The following is an 18071-nucleotide window of genomic DNA, read 5'->3' as shown; positions in this document are numbered from 1 at the left end:
TGCCCCGCAGCGGGCCGACCGTCAGTCGCGGGGTTCCTGGCCCCGGCCCGCGAGCCGGTTCAGCGTCGAGATGCCCGGGAGGCTGGTGAGCATCCGGAACACATCGTTGCCGGTGTTGATCAACGATTCCAGCTGCGGCAGGAGCCGGTCCAAGGTCCGAAACATCGGGTCGGCCATGGCCATATACCGTTCGGTCCGGTCGATCGTGGTGTTGAGCCGTTCGGTTGCGACAGCGAGGTTCTCCAACAGATCGGGCAACTGGGCGGCGAGTTGAGCCGAGGCCGGCGGGATCCGCATCGCGCCGCTCGCCACTGCCTGTGCGGTTTCCACCGCGGACTGGGCCGTCTCCACCGCGGCCTGAGCGGCCGATTTGAGGTCGCTGGGTTTGGGAAGCTTTTGGCTGCTCATACCGGTAACTGTGCCGCACCGCGGCCACGCTGTCAGCTATATCGACGGCACGCGTCGCCGGCGCCGGCAGCCCCTCCGCAAACGTGTCGGCAACACCGCCGACTGTGCTTGCCGCCAAGCGGGTCCGGCCGCGGCGGGGAGATCCGGCCGGCTATGACGGGAAGTACACCACCTGGTTGGCGCACAGCGTGTGCGGTTGAGCGATGTAGTTTGCCGCGGCCGTGACACTCATGCGGGTGTCGATGTCCGTGTCGCCGTACTCGTCCCGACACAGCGATTCGAGGGTGTCACCGGCGACCGTGCTCCGCCGGTTCATGCGCGGCACGATCAAGACCTGGCCGGGTGCAGGATCGGTCGCCGGATCCAGCTGGTTGGCATTGGCGATCACCCGTGCCAGGCGGTCGTCCCCGTACCAGCGGGCGGCCAGACTCGCGAAGCTCTCCCCCGCGACCACGGTGTGGTGGTCCACGTCGGCCAGATCGGGAATCAGCAACCATGTGCCGCGGTGGATCTCGCGTTGCGCGACCCCGCTGGCGACTTCCCAGATCAGTTGGATCACCGGATCGTCGGTCCCGTAGTACTGCTGTGTCAGCTGACGGCGTGTGGCGGTCGTGTCGTCCGCGGTGACCAGATGCCGGTACGTGACGTACGGGATCTGCAGCTGCTCGCCCGCCCCGATCAGGTCGGGATTGCTGATGTGGTTCTGCCGTGCAATCACGGGGAAGAGACCGCCGTCGCCGTACTCGCGTCGGGCAATGCCGAACAGCGTGTCCCCCTGCGCAACGGTGTAGTTCTTCATTCCTGTGAGTTCCTTCCTGACAACTCGGGGCCGAGTGACAGTCCAGTGTCGAATCGCGAGGGGCCAGGCGTCGCGCGTAGCGAACTACCTGAAATTGCGGGCCGGCTAGACCGGGGTGTGTTGCTCGGCGACCGTATTGCGGCAATGCTGAACCGGACGGCCCGCGGTGACGCGTGCGGGTCTCGAACGCGAGATCTCCCGAGCGAGGTGCCAATGGAGCAGTACCGTCACGGTGACCTGGTTTTCGACGTCCTCGACGAAGGCCCCGCGGATGGTCCGGTCGTGGTTCTGCTGCACGGCTTTCCGCAGCAGAACCACAGTTGGGATCCGATCATCGAGCGCCTGACCGCAGCGGGTTTCCGCTGCCTGGCGCCCAACCAGCGGGGCTATTCGCCCGGTGCGCGGCCGCGTCGGCGCCGTGACTACCGCTTGACCGACCTCGCGGACGACGCCGTGGCGCTCATCGACGCCAGCGGAGCGGACCGGGTCCACCTGGTCGGACACGATTGGGGCGCCGCGGTCGCGTGGGCCGTCGCCGCACGGTATCCCGGTCGGCTCGCCTCAGTGGTTCCGCTGTCGGTGCCACACCCGGGGGCGTTCCTGCGGGCGATCCCGACGAGCAGGCAGGGACGCGCTTCGTGGTACATGGCCGTCAATCAACTCCCCTGGCTTCCGGAACGCCTGATGCTGGGGCGCGACGGCAGTGGCGCTTCGATGATCGAAACGCTCGTCCGCAGTGGCCAGTCCGCCGAGATCGCCGAGCGCGACACCCGGGCGATGACACAACCTGGCGCCCTGACGGCGGCCCTCAACTGGTATCGCGCCATGCCGCTGTCGGATCTGCGCGCGGCCGGAGAGAAGATCACGGTGCCCACGCTGTATGTGTGGAGTGACCGCGATGTCGCGGTGACCGAGAAGCCCGCGCTCGACACCGCCCGGTATGTGACAGGGCCGTACCGGTTCGAGACGTTGCACGGGGTGTCGCATTGGCTGCCGGAGGAGAAGCCTGACGTCGTCGCCGATCTCATTCTGGAGTGGTTTGCGGCCCACCCGATCTGAGGTCCGTCACGAAGATCCTCGGCTTCCTGTCCTGGCCAGAAGCCTGTACCCGCCGTAAAGCACCAGTGCCACAACGAAATTCACGAAGTACGCGATGTCGGCGCCGTGCCACGCGGTGGCCACCCAGCCCTGGATCAGCGTGGTGTTCATGAACGGCACGGCGACGCCGTAGGCGATCATGAAGACGACCACTGCGGCCAGGGCGTCGGAGCGCTTCGTGGGCTCGGCGGCCGGGTCGAGGGTGGCGCGGCCACCGATGCGCAGCGCCCAGTCGATGATCACCACGGCTGCGAAGGCCGGAATCCAGTAGCTGACCAGTAACAGGACATCGGTGAAGCGGCTCGCGGTGTCCGCGGCATGCAGCCACAGGATCAGCGCGAACGCCAGCACCGTGACGATGACCGCCGACACCGGCCGGCGGACCCGCACGCCTATGGTCTGCAGCGCGAGGGAACCGCTGTAGTCGTTCATCACGCCGGAGCCGATGGCCGCGAGCGCGATCACCAACATCGCCACCCCGCCGAGTACTCCGCCGCCCATCACGGCGTGCACGCCTTGTGCGGTGTGCTCACCGATGGTGGCCGCCGCGGCGATCCCGATGCCCTGAACGAACGCGTACGCCAGCACGATGCCGGCCAAGGTGTAGCCGAAGACCTGGGTCCGCGACGAGTCCGACGGCAGATACCTGCTGAAGTCAGCCGCGTAGCTCGCCCACGACACCGCCAGGCTCAGCGCGATCGTGACCTCGAAGACGAAGGCTCCGAGCAGGTCGCCGCCGGATACGGTGGCAGGGGTGACCACGTCGTGGCCGCTCACGAGCTTGACGGCGAACACCACGAATGTCAGCAGCAGGATCACCGTGAGCACGGCCTGCAAGCGATGGATCACCTCGTAACCGAAGAACCCGACCGCTCCTTGGATCGCGAGCACGATCAGCACGGCAACCCAGAACGGGATGTCGAGGAGCACGGCCAGCGCTTCGCCGCCGAACAGGCCGACCAGGGCGTCCCACGCGATCGACGACACCCACTGCAGCACTCCGGGCACGACCACGAAATCGCCGAAGGCCATCCGCGAATTGGGCAGCTGCCCGGCGCCGGTGCGCGGTCCCCACGTCGAGAGATAGGCCACGACCAGCGACCCGAGCACGGTGCCGATCAGCATGGCCAGCAGTCCGAGCCAGAACCCGAGGCCCAACGTGATCGCCAGGGTTCCGGTGAAGACTCCGGTCATGTTGACCTGAGGCGCGAACCACACCGTGAACAACCGCGCCGGCCGGCCGTAACGCTGATCGGTGCCGATCGGCGCGATGCCGTGCGTTTCCACGGACAGGTCGCCCGCGCCGCTCGGTCGTCGTCCGCTGAAGGCCGGTGCGGTGAGCGCACGTGATCCGGAAGGCATGGGCTCATTCGATCACGCGACTGAACCCAGAGCTTCGGCGCGAGGCCGATGGGTCCATAATCGAAAAATCGCGAAGACGAGCTAATGATCGGAGGGGATGTGGCCAGGACCGAAGAGCCTCGGTCGGTGGCCGCAGCCGCTTCGACGCGTCGTCCCGCCGTAGTCATCGCGGGCCTGAGCCTGGTGGTGCTCACCGTCGCGGTGCTGCAGACCGCGGTCGTCCCGGTCCTGGGAGTCATTGCCGCGCAACTGCACACGTCGTTGGTCGCGGTGAGCTGGGCCGTGACCGCGAACCTGCTGGCGGCCGCGGCGGCCACGCCGCTGATCGGCAGGCTCGCCGACCTGTACAGCAAGAAGTGGGTGTTGCTCGGCGTCCTCGCGGTGGTCCTCGCCGGATCGGTGTTGGCCGCCACCACGGCGTCGGTCGCGTTGCTCATCGTCGCGCGCGTCCTACAGGGCGCCTCGTATGCGCTCTACCCGATCAGCATCGCGATCCTGCGTGACGAGCTGCCCGAGGACCGGATGGTCGGTGCGATGGCGGTGTTGTCCGGCACCCTGGGCTTCGGCGGTGGCACCGGCCTGGTGGTCACCGGCGTGCTTATGTCGGGCGATGCCGGATATCACCGGGTTTTCTGGCTCACCACCGCGTTCACCGTCGTCGTCATTGTCGTTGCGGCACTGGTGGTTCCGGACCGCCGGCCCGCCACCACCGGCGCGATCGACTGGCTTGGCGCACTGGGCCTGGCCGGAGGGCTCTCGGCGGTGCTGCTGGCGGTCACCCAGGGCACTTCGTGGGGCTGGACCGCGCCGGCGACGCTCGGTTGTCTCGGCGGCGGCGCGGCGATTCTGGTCGGGTGGTGGTGCTGGGAACGCCGCGTCGACCATCCGCTCGTCTCGACCGAGATGCTCGCCAGGCGACCGGTCCTGCTGACCAACCTCGCGACCGTCTTCGTCGGCATGGGGCTGTACTTCGCGTTCCTCGGTCTGACGCAGTTTGTCCAGATGTCACGGGAACACGCGGGATACGGCTTCGGCGCCACCGTGCTGCAGGCCAGCGTGTACTTCCTGCTTCCCGGTGCGTTGGCCGGTTTCGTCGTGGCCTTGGTCAGCGGCCGGTTCATCGACCGCTTCGGGGCAAGGCGCGTGCTTGCGGTGGCGTCCATGGCGGGAATCGTCGGCTTCGTGATGCTGGCCGTCGCGCACGACCGGGTTTGGCAGGTGATCGTCGCGTCGGTGCTGGCGAACGCGTACATCAGCCTGGGCTACGGTGCGCTGCCCGCGCTCGTGGTCAGCGAGGTGGACGCGGGTCAGACGGGCGTCGCCACCAGCATGAACGCGATCGCGCGGACCATCGGGAGTTCGGTTGCCGCGGCACTGGTGGCGCTGCTGCTCGGGCACGCTGTGATCCCCGCGGAAAGCAGCTTCGTGACGATCTTCCTCGCGGGAGCGGGGACGGCCGCGCTCGCGATGGCGCTGATCGCGGTGTCACGCGCACCGGATCGGCACCGCGACACAGCCGAGGCGCGTTCGGGTGCGCTCGAGATGAACCATGAGTGGGGCTGACGGCTGAGCGAGTCGGTCATTCCCCTGCCGTGACCGGCGGCGGGCTGGGAAAATTCGAGCAGCGGACCGCCCGGAACCACGCCGCCGGGCCGGAGCCGCATGGCGTGGCCGATGGAGGCCTTCGCAGCGGAATCGCGTGCTTGTAGGCCGTTTCGACGAAGGAATCCATTGTAGAAATGTTAAATCGTTGCGGAATCGCTTGCGAAGGGCGGCTGGATCAGCGATTGTTTTACCCACAGCGCACACGGCTGTACCCGAGGAGGAACCCCGCTGACCGGTTCAGATACCACCGCCGTCGACCAAGTGACGGGACAGGACGGGACGCCACGCCCAAGTGGCAGCCCGGTGATTGAAATCGACCACGTCACGAAGCGGTTCGCCGACTACGTGGCCGTCGCCGACGCAGACTTCTCCATCGCGTCGGGGGAATTTTTCTCGATGCTCGGACCGTCAGGCTGCGGCAAGACCACCACGCTGCGCATGATCGCCGGCTTCGAGAGCCCGACCGAAGGCGCGATCCGCCTCGAGGGCGTCGACGTCTCCCGCGTTCCGCCCCACAAGCGCAACGTCAACACGGTCTTCCAGCACTACGCACTGTTTCCGCACATGACGGTGTGGGACAACGTCGCCTACGGTCCACGCAGCGCGAAGAAGGACAAGGCGGAGATCAAGCGCAGCGTCGACGAGTTGCTGGAGATCGTGCGACTGACCGACTTCGCGAAACGCAAGCCCGGTCAGCTGTCCGGTGGTCAGCAGCAGCGGGTGGCGCTCGCCCGCGCGCTGGTCAACTACCCCAGCGCCCTGCTGCTCGACGAACCCCTCGGCGCGCTAGACCTCAAACTGCGCCACGCGATGCAGTTCGAACTCAAGCGCATCCAGCGCGAGGTCGGGATCACGTTCATCTACGTCACCCACGATCAGGAAGAGGCGCTCACGATGAGCGACCGGATCGCGGTGATGAACGCAGGCAACGTCGAACAGATCGGCAGTCCGACCGAGATCTACGACCGTCCCGCGACGGTTTTCGTGGCCAGCTTCATCGGGCAGGCCAACCTCTGGCCCGGACGTCAGACCGGCCGCACGAATCGGGACTACGTCGAGGTCGAAGTGCTGGGCGCCACGCTCAAGGCCAAGCCCGGCGACACCACGATCGAGTCCGGTGGGCATGCCACCCTGATGGTCCGGCCCGAGCGGGTCCGGGTCAGCATGGAAGCTCCCACCGGCGACGTGGCCACCGTGCCCGCGACCGTGAAAGATCTGACCTTCCAAGGTCCGGTGCTCCGGCTGTCACTTGCCGCGCCTGATGATTCGACCGTCATCGCCCACGTCGGCCCGGAGCAGGATCTGCCGCTGCTGCGGCCGGGTGATCAGGTCCACGTGAGCTGGTCGCCAGATGCGTCGCGGGTACTGCCCGCCGCCGACATCCCGACCACCGAAGACCTCGAAGAGATGCTCGACGACTCCTAGAACATCGGCAACAGCCACCCTCGCCACTCCCCCCTTCATCGACGAAAGGCCTGTCGCCCATGCCCGCCCAGTCTGATCTCGACCTCTTCGCCCGGCTCACCGCGAACCGCACGTCGCGGCGCCGATTCCTCGGTGGCGGCGCCGCAGCCGCCGCCGCGCTGGCCCTGGGGCCGTCCATCCTCGCCGCGTGTGGTTCGGGTGGCGAGGGCGGCTCGACAGCGACGTCGTCGGCCGCGCCCGACGACGGGTCGCCCGCCACCGGCACACTGCGCGTGTCCAACTGGCCGCTCTACATGGCCGACGGGTTCGTCGCGGCGTTCCAGACCGCGACGGGTCTCACGGTGGACTACAAAGAGGATTTCAACGACAACGAGCAGTGGTTCGCGAAGGTCAAGGAACCGCTCTCGCGCAAGCAGGACATCGGAGCGGACCTCGTCGTGCCCACCGAGTTCATGGCGGTCCGCCTCGCCGGACTCAAGTGGCTCAACGAGATCAGTGAGTCTCGCGTCCCCAACAAGAAGAACCTGCGCGAGGATCTGCTCAACTCGAAGGCCGACCCGGGCCGCAAGTTCACCGCGCCGTACATGACCGGCATGGTGGGGCTTGCCTACAACCGGGCGGCCACCGGACGCGACATCACCAAGATCGACGATCTGTGGGATCCGGCATTCAAGGGGCGGGTCAGCCTGTTGTCCGATGTGCAGGACGGGCTCGGCATGATCATGCAGTGGCAGGGCAATTCCGTCGAGGATCCGACCACCGACTCCGTCAAGAAGGCCGTCGACTTCGTTCGGGAGCAGAAGGACAAGGGCCAGATCCGCCGGTTCACCGGCAACGACTATGCCGACGATCTCGCGGCCGGCAACATCGCTGTCGCCCAGGCATATTCGGGTGACGTGGTGCAGCTGCAGGCCGACAACCCTGACCTGAAGTTCATCGTGCCCGAGTCCGGCGGTGACTGGTTCATCGACACCATGGTGATCCCGTACACCACGCAGAACCAGAAGGCTGCCGAGGCCTGGATCGACTACGTCTACGACCGCGCGAACTACGCCAAGCTCATCGCCTTCACCCAGTTCGTCCCGGTGTTGTCGGACATGACCGACGAGCTCGCCAAGATCGACCCGAAGCTGGCCAGCAACCCGCTGATCAACCCGCCCGCCGACATGGCCGCCAAGCTCAAGTCGTGGGCCGCGCTCACCGATGAGCAGACGCAAGAGTTCAACAGCCTCTACGCCGCTGTGACCGGAGGCTGACGCCGATGGCGGGTGTAGCCACCAGCAGCCGGCAACGGAGCAAGATCGCGCCGTACCTGATGATCCTGCCGGCGTTGGTGTACCTCGGGATCTTCTTCGTGGTGCCGTTCATCTCGTTGGCGCGTACTTCGCTGTCGACGTCCGGCGGCTCGGTGTATCTGCCGACGCTGGAATTCGACTGGAACTTCGGCAATTACGTGCATGCGTTCAGCGAGTACCAGGATCAGATCCTGCGCACGTTCGGATACGCACTCGTGGCGACGGTGCTGTGCGCGCTGCTCGCCTTCCCGTTGGCCTACGTCATCGCGTTCAAGGCGGGCCGGTTCAAGAATCTGATTCTGGGCCTGGTGATCCTGCCGTTCTTCGTCACCTTTCTGATCCGCACGATCGCCTGGAAGACGATTCTCGCCGACGACGGTGTGGTGGTCAGCCTGCTCGGGTCGATCGGTGTGCTGCCGAGCGAAGGGCGGCTGCTCTCGACGAGTTGGGCCGTGATCGGCGGCCTCACCTACAACTGGATCATCTTCATGATCCTGCCGCTGTACGTGAGCCTGGAGAAGATCGACCCGCGGCTGATCGAGGCGTCCAAGGATCTGTACTCGTCGAACACCCGCAGCTTCACGAAAGTGATTCTGCCGCTGTCGATGCCGGGTGTGCTGGCGGGCAGCATGCTGGTGTTCATCCCCGCCGCGGGTGACTTCATCAACGCCGACTATCTCGGGAGCACGCAGACCACGATGATCGGCAACGTGATCCAGAAGCAGTTCCTGGTGGTCAAGGATTATCCAGCGGCGGCCGCACTCAGCATGGTGCTGATGGCGATCATCCTGGTCGGGGTGCTGCTCTACACCCGGGCGCTCGGCACAGAGGACTTGGTATGACGGCGACCGCGATGGCCGATGCCACGAGCCCTGCCGAACCGAAGGTGGTCAAGGGCTCCCCCAGGTGGGGCGACTGGATCCTGCGGATCGTCGCGGGCCTGGTGTTGCTGTACCTCTTCCTGCCGATCTTCGTGATCGTGTTGTTCTCGTTCAACAAACCGGCGGGCAAGTTCAACTACACCTGGCAGGGCTTCACGCTCGACAACTGGGCCAATCCGTTCAAGTACCCGGCGTTGACCGACGCCCTCAAGCTGAGCCTCAACGTCGCGGCGGTGTCGACCGCGGTCGCGCTGGTGCTGGGCACCCTGGTCGCGATCGCGTTGGTGCGCCAGCGTTTCCGCGGCCAGAAGGCCGTCGACACGTTCCTGGTGCTGCCGCTGACGGCACCAGAGGTCGTGATGGGTGCGTCGTTGTTGACCCTGTTCCTGGACCTCGGCTGGGCCGCGGGCTACACCACGATCCTGATCGCGCACATCGCGTTCGAGGTGAGCTTCATCGCGATGACGGTGCGGGCGCGGGTGCGGGGATTCGACTGGACGCTCGAAGACGCGTCGATGGACCTGGGTGCGAGCCCCACCAGGACGTTCTTCAAAGTGACGCTGCCGCTTATCGTTCCGGGCATCGTCGCCGCCGCGATGCTGTCGTTCGCGCTGTCGCTCGACGACTTCATCATTACGTACTTCGTGAGCGGTTCCACGGTGACCTACCCGTTGTACGTCAACGCGGCGGTCAAGGCCGCGGTGCCACCGCAGATCAACGTGCTGGCGACGGCGATCCTGGTGATCAGCCTGGCGTTGCTCGCGGCGGGAACGCTCTACCGCCGCAAGCGGATCGACGTCTAGGGCGCATCGAGCTTCACCGCGACGGCCACCTTGCCCCGGTCGTCGCGGTGGGCGATCGCGTGTCCCGTGCGATCGGCACCGTCGAGGTTCAAGAACGTGATGGGGCCGCCCTCGCCGAGAAAATTGCGCCACCAGTTCTTGCTGTCGGGCGTCATCACGTTGATGGTGACCTGGTCGCCGTCGCGGTGCACCGAAACCGGTGTCTCGAACGTCTGGCCCGAGCGACGTCCCTGATACCGGATCACCACCACACTGTGGCCGATCCAACGGCCCAACACCGGTACCCGGGTGAGGCCGACAGCTGCGGCATTGAACCAACCGACCACCGGTGAATTGAAGATTCCACGTGCCATTCGCCCCAGGGTAGCCGGATTATGGGGTGTCAACGGTGCGGTGTTGCGGCGTGGGCTCGCCGCGGCGTCGAGATGCGCAGCCGACCTCGGCCGGCACCGGCGCCGGACGGGCACCGGTGCGGGCCGCGCCCATCCCTGCCGCGACCACGAAACAGATGCCGAACACTCCGGCCGGGCCAGGCACCTGGTGGAGCATCACCAGACCGACGATCATGGCGAATGCGGGTTCCAGGCTCATCAGCGTGCCGAATGCGGCCGTGGTCAACCGGCGCAGCGCGAGCATCTCGAGGGCGAACGGCACGACTGGTAGCAGGACTGCCAGGCCAACGCCGATGAACAGGATCTCAGGCGTCAGGTGTGCGAACACCGACGGACCGACCGTCGCCGTGGCGACGAGCCCCGCGACGGGCATGGACACCGCCAGGCCGTTGATGCCCGTGACCTCGTCGCCGACCCGCTGCGTGAGCAGGATGTAGCACGCCCAACAGCCTGCGGCCCCCAGCGCGTAGAGCACACCCACGGGATCGACTGAGCCAGACCAGGGTTCAGTGAGCAGGAGCACGCCGGCGCCGGCGAGCCCCGGCCAGACGAGGCGGCCACGGCCCTTGCCGTGCGCCACTGCCACACCGAGCGGACCGAGAAACTCAAGAGCCGCAGCGGTACCGAGGGGGATGCGTGCCAGCGCGGCCATGAACAGCAGCGTCACGCCTGCGGTCACGACGCCGAGCATCACGCAGGTCTTGAACGCCGACCTGGTGAACGCAGCGGGCCGGGGCCGCACGATCGCCAACATCAGCAGCCCGGCCCACGCCAAGCGCAACCAGGCCGCGCCCTCGGCACCGATGTCGTCGATCAGCGAGACGGCCACGGCGAGGCCGACTTGCACGCACGCCATGGAACCCATTGCCATGAGTGCGCCGCTGCGGGCCGGATTCGGAGTCACCATTGCATTGAAAGACAGCCAGACCGTTCACGTCCACGTGATTTTCATGGACATATCGTTCATGAATCATGAACGATGCTGCCGGTCGTGCGTTCTGTTTTCCAGAACGCTGCCTTCGCAACAAACCGTTGGTGGTGCAGTCAAGAACGGTCCTACGGTGAATCACCGCAATGAATTGCAACGCCAAACCGTCGGAAATGTGGAGGACAAATGCGGCTGGAGAATCGCTTTACGGAGAAATTCGGGATTTGTCATCCCATTGTCCTGGCGCCGATGGATTATGTCGCCGACTGGCGATTGGCCTGTGCGGTCTCCCAGGCCGGCGGGCTCGGCCTCCTCGGCGGCGGATACGGCGACGAAGTGTGGCTCAAGGAGCAGTTCGGGCAGGTGAGCGACACGCGCGTCGGAATCGGCTTCATCACGTGGTCGATGGCACGCCAGCCCGGCCTACTGGAGCTCGCGATACAGCAACAACCCGCGGCAATCTTCCTCTCGTTCGGCGACCCCGCGCCGCACGCCCCGGCAATCCTTGCCGCGGGCATTCCGCTCATGTGCCAGGTGCATGATGTCGAGCAAGCACGTCACGCGATCGCTGTCGGCGCTGACGTCGTCGTCGCACAAGGTGGCGAGGCCGGCGGCCACGGAACGGCGGCACGCTCGACATTCACCCTGGTGCCAGAGGTCGCCGACCTCATCGCCCGCGAATCACCGAACGTCATGCTCCTTGCCGCGGGCGGTGTCGGCGACGGACGCGGCCTGGCAGGCGCCCTTGCCCTCGGCGCCGACGGCGCCGTGGTGGGGACACGCTTCTGGGCAGCCGCCGAAGCCGCGATCCCCCGCGCTGCGCAGGCCCGCGGGATCCAGATGACCGGCGACGATACGGTCCGCCAGAGCGCGTTCGACATCGTCCGCGGCAAGTCGTGGCCGGCGCCCTACACCGGCCGGGTGCTGCGCAACGACTTCGTGCGCCGTTGGCACGGTGACGAATCGGGTCTGCGCACCGAACTCGAACAGCGCCGTGAGGAATTCCAGGCCGCGGTCGAAGCGCGGAATTATGACATCGCGAACGTCATCGTCGGCGAGGTGATCGGACAGGTAACGGCCGTCCGCACAGCGGAATCGATCGTCGAGGAAATGGTCACGACGGCCGCCGATATTCTCGGTCGGCCGGCCCCTGTTCCGGCCGCCGAATAGGAAAACAAATGGCCATCGATTCCCGACAAATCCTGCCCACTTCGGCGCGCGGCCTGCGCAAGATCGTCACCGCGTCCAGCCTGGGCACCCTCATCGAGTGGTACGACTTCTACATCTACGGCAGCCTCGCGGTGGTGTTCTCCGGGATGTTCTTCCCGAACGGCAACACCGCCGCCGCGCTGCTCGTCACGGTGGCGGCGTTCGGAACCGGATTCGTCGTACGCCCGATCGGAGCGGTCGTGTTCGGCCGGATGGGCGACCGGGTCGGCCGGAAGAAGACGTTTCTGACGACATTGCTGATCATGGGCGGTGCGACGACCCTGCTCGGGTTGCTCCCCACCTATGAGCACATCGGTCTCGCCGCGCCCCTGCTGCTCGTCCTGCTCCGGTTGTTACAGGGCCTGGCCATCGGCGGCGAATACGGCGGCGCCGCCATCTACATCGCAGAACACGCGCCCGAACGTCGACGCGGAATGGTAACGAGCTTCCTGCAGACCACCGCTACAGGAGGCCTGATCCTGTCGATCGGTGTCATCGTGTCGTGCCGGCTGATCGTCGGTGAAGCGAACTTCGAGGCCTGGGGCTGGCGCATCCCATTCCTGCTGTCGGCGGTGCTCGTGCTGTTCTCCCTGAAGGTCCGCCTGAAGATGCACGAGTCACCGGTGTTCGAGGAGATGCGGCAGACCGGCCGACTGTCCCAGACACCGGTCAAAGACGCGGTGGCGCAGCGGCCGACGCTCGGTCTGCTGTTGACGGTCTTGTTCGGCCTGACGGCCGGGCTCGGCGTCGCCTGGTACACCAGCCAGTTCTATTCGCTCTACTTTCTGCAGACCATCCTCGACGTCGACTTTCTCACCGCCAACCTGTGTGTAGGTGTCGCCCTGGTCGTCGCGACCCCGTTCTTCGTGGTCTTCGGCCGGCTGTCCGACCAGATCGGTCGCGTGCCGGTGATCGTGACGGGCTTGCTCTGCTCGGCGGCCGGCTGCTATCCGCTGTTCGCCTGGGTACGGCACGCGGCAGTGCACGGGCACGTCGGGCAGATGATCGTGGCACTGACGCTGCAGGTCGTTCTCGTGGCGGCGATCTACGGACCGGTGGCGGCATTCCTCACAGAGCTCTTCCCACCCCAGATCCGATACACCGGGCTGTCGCTGGCCTACCACGTGGGCACCGGTGTGTTCGGCGGATTCACCCCACTCATCGCGCTGTCCCTCAACGCCACTCTCGGCAGCGACATGGCGGGCCTGATCTACCCGATCGCGGTCACTGCGGTGACTGCGGCGGTGTTCATCGGGCTGCTGCGGCGCGGTCCGGCGAGCCCGGTGGTCGTCCGCGCGTGGGCCGCCACCGACACCGCGGGAACATCGGCGCCCGACCGCGTGTCCTGTTGATGTGGGTGCCGACGAAACCCGTCAGAAAGCGAGAGTGACATGCCACTGGTCCGCATCGATCTGCTGAACCATCACGAGCGCGACCACATCCGCGACATCGCCGATGCCATCCATCGTGGCGTGGTCACGGTCCTCGGAATCCCCGAGCGCGACCGATTCCAGGTCATCACCACCCACGCCGCAGACGAGATCATCGCCTTGGACGCCGGGCTGGATTTCGACCGCTCCCGCGATGTCGTCGTCGTCCAGATCTTCACGCAGCGCGGCCGTTCGATCGAGACGAAGGAGCGCCTGTTCGCCGAGTTGGCTGCGCAACTGCAGACCGTGGGAGTGCGGGGCAACGACATGTTCGTCGGCCTCGTCGAGAACGGGCCCGAAGACTGGTCTTTCGGCTTCGGCAAGGCCCAATACCTCACCGGCGAACTCGCGGTTCCGGAGCCCAACTGATGACATCGCCGGCCACCCCCACCCGATACGGTTCGATCGCCTTCACGCCTCCGGTTGCCAAACGGCAGGAGGCCGCGGGCAGCATCTACACCTACGGCCGGTTCCGGGCCGACGGCGAAGACACCGGGCCCGCCGAAGGTCTCGATGGCCGGCTTCGTGCGCTGATCGAAGCCGCGGATTCGTTCTTCATCGCCACCGTCACTCCCGATGGCTGGCCCTACCTTCAACACCGGGGCGGCCCACCGGGTTTCGTTCGGGTACTGGACAACCAGACGATCGCTTTCGCCGAGTACCCGGGCAATCAACAGTTCGTCACGATCGGCAACCTCGACGCCGACGACCGCACCGCGCTGATCTTCGTCGACTATCCCACCCGCACGCGCGTCAAGGTTTTCGGCCGGGCCACCGTGGTCGAGCGCACGGACGATCCCGCATTTGTCGACCTGGTGACCGACGGCACTCAGGCGCGCACCGACCGCGCGATGGTGATCCGCGTCGAGGCGTCGGACATCAACTGCCGCAGGAACATCACGCCCAAGTACGGTGAGCGCGCCATCCAGGAACGGATCCGGCTCGCACGGGCACAGTTGCTCGAGGAGATCACCCTGCTGAGGCAGCGCAACCGAGAGCTCGAAATGCGTCTGGGTGGATACTGAGCAATGAAGCCGAAGCTGCCGTGGAAAAAGGAGATTGCCGGTGGACGTCACCGACCTTAATTTCTTCCTCGCCGTGGCCCGCACCGGCGGAGTGTCCCGCGCGTCCACGGAGTTGCTCACCGTCCAGTCGAACGTGAGCTCTCGCATCCGCGCGCTCGAAGACGAACTGGGTGTTCCGCTGTTCCGCCGCCATGCCCGCGGGATGACGCTCACGCCGTCCGGTCATTTGCTCGTGCCCTACGCCGAGCGGATCACTGCGCTCATGCGCGAGCTCACTCAGGTGGTCCGGGCCGAGGGCGAGCCGTGCGGACGGGTCGCGATCGGGTCGATGGAATCCACCGCGGGTCTGCGTCTCCCCGAGGTACTCGGCAGTTTCAGCACCCAATGCCCGAACGTCGACTTGACGCTGTCGATCGACACCACGGAGGCACTCGTCGGCCAGGTGGCCGACCAGAGGCTGGACGGCGCGTTCGTGTGCGGCCCGGTCCGTCATCCGGAGCTCGTCGCGGAACCGGTGTTCGTCGAACAGCTCGTCGTCGTCAGCGATGCCACCGCAGCGGACTTCGACGCCGCGCTCATGCGGCGGGATCCGCCGAGAATCCTGGTGCTGAAGGCCGGCTGTGCGTACCGAGCCCGCCTGGAGAAGCTCTACGAGGACCGCGAGCTCCCGGCTCCGGGCATCCTCGAACTGTCCAACCTGGACGGCATACTCGGTTGTGTCGCAGCCGGGATGGGCACGACGCTGCTGCCGTTGGCGGTGGTGGCCGCCTCCCCGATGGCGCCGACCCTCAAGATCCATCAGGTGCCACCCGAAACCGCCCGCGCCCAAACGGTATTCGTGCGCCGGCGGGATGCGGCCGAGACCGCCGCGATCGCCCGCTTCTTGGCCTGTGCTCGCGCGGCGACGCCGAAGGAACCGTTGCAGGCTGTCGATCAGCATACGGTCGGGCTGGATCGGCGCGTCTCGTGACGACGTCCGCGACAGCGAGAATCGGTGCGCAACGACACCCACTGGCCATCGGGATCATCGGCGGTCCCACCACGGTGATCGATTTCGGCGGCTTGCGCCTGGTCACCGAACCGACCTTCGACGCTCCCCGCGACTACGGCGCGTACCGCAAGGAAACCGGGCCCGCGGTGAGGCCTGAAGAGCTCGGCCCGGTGGACGCGGTGCTGCTGAGCCACGACCTGCACCAGGACAATTTCGACCATGCCGGCCGCGACTTCGCGCGCAGCGCTCCCCTGCTGCTGACCGGGCCGCAGGCCGCGCAACGGCTGGGCGGTAACGCCCGCGGGCTACGGTCGTTCGACGCGACCGAACTACGCGCGTCGGGTGACGCGCCGCCCGTGCGCGTGTCCGCGGTACCCGCGCAGCACGGGCCGACGGACGGCGAGCGCGACGAGTACGGCAACATCAACACCGAGGTGACGGGGTTCGTCCTCGAGGCCGAAGGGCTGCCGACCGTCTATGTCAGTGGCGACAACACGTCGATGGTTCCGGTCCGTGAGATCGCCGACCGCTTCCCGACCGTCGACATCGCGATCCTGCACATCGGCGCCGCGCGGGTCGCTGCGAAGAACGCGGGGCGTCCCTTGACGTTGACAGCCGACCGGGCCACCGCCGTCGCCGAGCTGCTCGGTGCGTCGATCGTCGTCCCCGTCCATTGCGAGGGCTGGTCGCTCTACAGCGAATCCCTTGAGAACGTGCGCAGTTCGTTCGACGACGCGGGGCTCAGCGCTCTACTGCGGTACGCGCCGCCCGGCAGCTGGGCGGTTCTCGGTTCCGAGAGGCCTTGAGGTCCGGCGGCATCCCGCTGTTCGTGTCGCGCTCACCTTCGGGACACCCAGACGTGGCAGCCTGCGGGGTGTGCGGGTCGAACCCAGTCCGGTGCCGCCCGTGGAGCGGTTCCACCGGCTATGCGTCGGCGTCGTAGCCTGCCTCCCGTTCGGTCTCAAAGCCGTTGTCGCGCCGACCTTTCTGGGCTTCGTGCTGATCAACGGCTTCACTTTCGGAGTCGACCTGGCCATTCTCACGGCGCTGCACGGTGGACTCGGCGCACCGCTGCCGGTGGCCGTGACCGTGGGGTATGCCTGCGCGTTCGGATTGGCTTACGTCCTCAACCGAATCTTCAACTTCCGTTCGCACGCCGCCGTCGGCCCGCAGATGACGGTGTACGTCGTGGTCGTGATCGTGAACTACCTGGCGTTCATCCTGGGTGTGTCGAGTGCTCTGGCCGCCTGGGGCGTCGAGTATCACCTCGCGCGGATCGTAGCGGGTGCGTGTGAAGCCGTGTACATGTACAGCGCGATGCGTTGGGTGGTGTTCAGGAGTAGCGCCGGTTAGCCGAGAAACTCGACGAGCACATCGGTTGCCGCGGGAATGGCTGTGCGCGAGATCACTTCGTAGCCATGCGTGCTCAGCGTCGGCAGGCACAGCAGCCCGGCCCGTGGGCTGGCGCCGGTGGACTTGGCGTGCGACGCGTCGGACTCGAACGCGCCCAACACCGCGGCCTGCGGTGCGAGATCCAACTTCGTCGCGATCTCCATCAGCCGGTCGGCGACGTCCTTGTCGTACACGGCCTGCGCATCGCTGTAGGCGACGATCGGGCCGCCCGTGACCGTGGTGCCGTACTCGGCTTCGGTCGGGCCGACCTCGAGGGCGAGGGTCAGCTCGCCGGGCAGGGACTTACATGCGTACGACGCCCCGACACCACCGATCTCCTCGCTGGTGCTGAACACCAGGTAGACATCGCTCGCCGGGCGGTTGCCATCCGTGTGCAACCTGCGCGCGGTCTGCAGCAGCACCGTGACTGCTGCGCGGTCGTCCATGAAGTAACAGCCGACGTAGTCGCCGATCTCGATCAGCGTGCGCTTGCTGCGGTCGATGCACACGCGGGTGCCCGGGCCGACGCCTGCATCGGTCAGTTCTTCGGGCGTGCGGCCCGTGAACACGTACACGTCGGGCCAGTCGAGCGCCTTGTCGCCCTGGTCTGGCTTTGTCGCCCAGATCCGTTGACTCTCTTGCGTCGTGTGCTCGGATCCGAGCGCCAGGACGCAGCAGAAGGTCTCCTGGTTGCCGAGCACCGCAACCGGCCCGAGGCCGAAATTGGCCGGGTACATGGTGCCCAACGGGGTCAGCCGCAGTGTGCCGTCCGGTTCGACACGCTTGACGAGCATCGACAGCTCATCCATGTGTGCGATCACCCGCGTGGCGGGCGCATCCTCGTCCCGCCCGCGAATCAGCCCGATCAGGTTGCCGGCCGCATCCACCCACATGTCGTCGACACACGGCCTCAGTTCGCGACTGCAGACCTCCCGGACCGCATGCTCCTGCCCGCACGGCCCGTACGCCCACAACAGCTCTTGAAGGAGGTCAGCACACAACGAGCGATCATGATCGGCCACGAGATG

At 66.5% G+C, this 18071-nt stretch carries 19 protein-coding genes; 13 read left to right on the top strand and 6 right to left on the bottom strand.

Going from position 1 to position 18071, the window contains the following annotated elements; genetic code table 11:
- Positions 1-21: 21 nt before the first annotated feature.
- Entirely contained in the window at positions 22-408 is a 387-nt protein-coding gene (locus tag G6N67_RS31205) for a hypothetical protein (protein WP_036442027.1), read from the bottom strand.
- A 151-nt stretch (positions 409-559) separates the two neighbouring features.
- Entirely contained in the window at positions 560-1207 is a 648-nt protein-coding gene (locus G6N67_RS31200; protein WP_036442025.1) for a LysM peptidoglycan-binding domain-containing protein, read from the bottom strand.
- 213 nt (positions 1208-1420) lie between these two features.
- Between G6N67_RS31200 and G6N67_RS31195 the strand changes: the two genes are divergently transcribed.
- Entirely contained in the window at positions 1421-2266 is an 846-nt protein-coding gene (locus G6N67_RS31195) for an alpha/beta fold hydrolase (protein ID WP_036442023.1), read from the top strand.
- Between the two features lie 6 nt (positions 2267-2272).
- Here G6N67_RS31195 and G6N67_RS31190 read toward each other — a convergent pair whose 3' ends face one another.
- Positions 2273-3667, bottom strand: a complete 1395-nt coding sequence (locus G6N67_RS31190; RefSeq protein ID WP_036442022.1) for a purine-cytosine permease family protein — start codon at positions 3665-3667, stop codon at positions 2273-2275.
- A gap of 84 nt (positions 3668-3751) precedes the next feature.
- On the opposite strand from G6N67_RS31190, the gene G6N67_RS31185 reads away from it, so the two are divergent.
- The 5 genes from G6N67_RS31185 to G6N67_RS31165 all read left to right on the top strand — a co-directional run bounded on the left by G6N67_RS31185 (position 3752) and on the right by G6N67_RS31165 (position 9676).
- On the top strand, positions 3752-5230 hold the full coding sequence (locus G6N67_RS31185; protein WP_036442020.1) for an MFS transporter: 1479 nt from the start codon (positions 3752-3754) through the stop codon (positions 5228-5230).
- Positions 5231-5575: 345 nt separating this feature from the next.
- Positions 5576-6697, top strand: coding sequence for an ABC transporter ATP-binding protein (locus tag G6N67_RS31180; protein ID WP_036442018.1), 1122 nt, complete (start codon positions 5576-5578; stop codon positions 6695-6697).
- 59 nt (positions 6698-6756) lie between these two features.
- Entirely contained in the window at positions 6757-7953 is a 1197-nt protein-coding gene (locus G6N67_RS31175) for a polyamine ABC transporter substrate-binding protein (protein ID WP_036442016.1), read from the top strand.
- 5 nt (positions 7954-7958) lie between these two features.
- Positions 7959-8834: an ABC transporter permease gene (locus tag G6N67_RS31170; RefSeq protein WP_036442014.1), complete on the top strand. Its 876-nt coding sequence runs from the start codon at positions 7959-7961 to the stop codon at positions 8832-8834.
- Positions 8831-9676, top strand: a complete 846-nt coding sequence (locus G6N67_RS31165; protein WP_036442011.1) for an ABC transporter permease — start codon at positions 8831-8833, stop codon at positions 9674-9676. Before G6N67_RS31170 ends, G6N67_RS31165 begins: the two co-directional genes overlap by 4 nt.
- Here the strand turns inward: G6N67_RS31165 and G6N67_RS31160 are convergent.
- Both G6N67_RS31160 and G6N67_RS31155 read right to left on the bottom strand, forming a co-directional pair.
- Entirely contained in the window at positions 9673-10029 is a 357-nt protein-coding gene (locus G6N67_RS31160; RefSeq protein WP_051579274.1) for a nitroreductase/quinone reductase family protein, read from the bottom strand. The genes G6N67_RS31165 and G6N67_RS31160 overlap by 4 nt on opposite strands.
- A 19-nt stretch (positions 10030-10048) precedes the next feature.
- On the bottom strand, positions 10049-10975 hold the full coding sequence (locus G6N67_RS31155; RefSeq protein WP_051579273.1) for an EamA family transporter: 927 nt from the start codon (positions 10973-10975) through the stop codon (positions 10049-10051).
- 207 nt (positions 10976-11182) lie between these two features.
- On the opposite strand from G6N67_RS31155, the gene G6N67_RS31150 reads away from it, so the two are divergent.
- From G6N67_RS31150 to G6N67_RS31120, 7 genes are all read left to right on the top strand, one after another.
- Positions 11183-12166: an NAD(P)H-dependent flavin oxidoreductase gene (locus tag G6N67_RS31150; protein ID WP_036442009.1), complete on the top strand. Its 984-nt coding sequence runs from the start codon at positions 11183-11185 to the stop codon at positions 12164-12166.
- 8 nt (positions 12167-12174) lie between these two features.
- The gene (locus G6N67_RS31145; RefSeq protein ID WP_051579272.1) at positions 12175-13557 is read left to right on the top strand and encodes an MFS transporter; all 1383 of its coding nucleotides are present in this window, start codon (positions 12175-12177) and stop codon (positions 13555-13557) included.
- 39 nt (positions 13558-13596) lie between these two features.
- Complete coding sequence (locus tag G6N67_RS31140) at positions 13597-14004, top strand: tautomerase family protein (protein WP_036442008.1); 408 nt, start codon at positions 13597-13599, stop codon at positions 14002-14004.
- Complete coding sequence (locus G6N67_RS31135) at positions 14004-14660, top strand: pyridoxamine 5'-phosphate oxidase family protein (RefSeq protein WP_036442006.1); 657 nt, start codon at positions 14004-14006, stop codon at positions 14658-14660. The genes G6N67_RS31140 and G6N67_RS31135 overlap by 1 nt, the downstream gene beginning before the upstream one ends.
- A gap of 40 nt (positions 14661-14700) precedes the next feature.
- Positions 14701-15630, top strand: coding sequence for a LysR substrate-binding domain-containing protein (locus G6N67_RS31130; RefSeq protein ID WP_051579271.1), 930 nt, complete (start codon positions 14701-14703; stop codon positions 15628-15630).
- On the top strand, positions 15627-16457 hold the full coding sequence (locus G6N67_RS31125) for an MBL fold metallo-hydrolase (protein WP_235684075.1): 831 nt from the start codon (positions 15627-15629) through the stop codon (positions 16455-16457). The genes G6N67_RS31130 and G6N67_RS31125 overlap by 4 nt, the downstream gene beginning before the upstream one ends.
- Before the next feature lie 70 nt (positions 16458-16527).
- Complete coding sequence (locus G6N67_RS31120; RefSeq protein WP_036442004.1) at positions 16528-17004, top strand: GtrA family protein; 477 nt, start codon at positions 16528-16530, stop codon at positions 17002-17004.
- On the opposite strand, the gene G6N67_RS31115 is transcribed toward G6N67_RS31120, so the two are convergent.
- Positions 17001-18065 carry a M42 family metallopeptidase gene (locus G6N67_RS31115; RefSeq protein WP_036442001.1) on the bottom strand — a complete coding sequence of 355 codons (1065 nt, stop codon included), beginning with the start codon at positions 18063-18065 and terminating at the stop codon, positions 17001-17003. The two genes, G6N67_RS31120 and G6N67_RS31115, sit on opposite strands and share 4 nt — an antisense overlap.
- Positions 18066-18071 lie beyond the last annotated feature (6 nt).

This window comes from Mycolicibacterium mageritense, from assembly GCF_010727475.1.
Classification (GTDB): domain Bacteria; phylum Actinomycetota; class Actinomycetes; order Mycobacteriales; family Mycobacteriaceae; genus Mycobacterium; species Mycobacterium mageritense.
The sequence above is the reverse complement of the archived record's forward strand: the minus strand, read 5'-3'. Positions and strand labels throughout refer to the sequence as shown.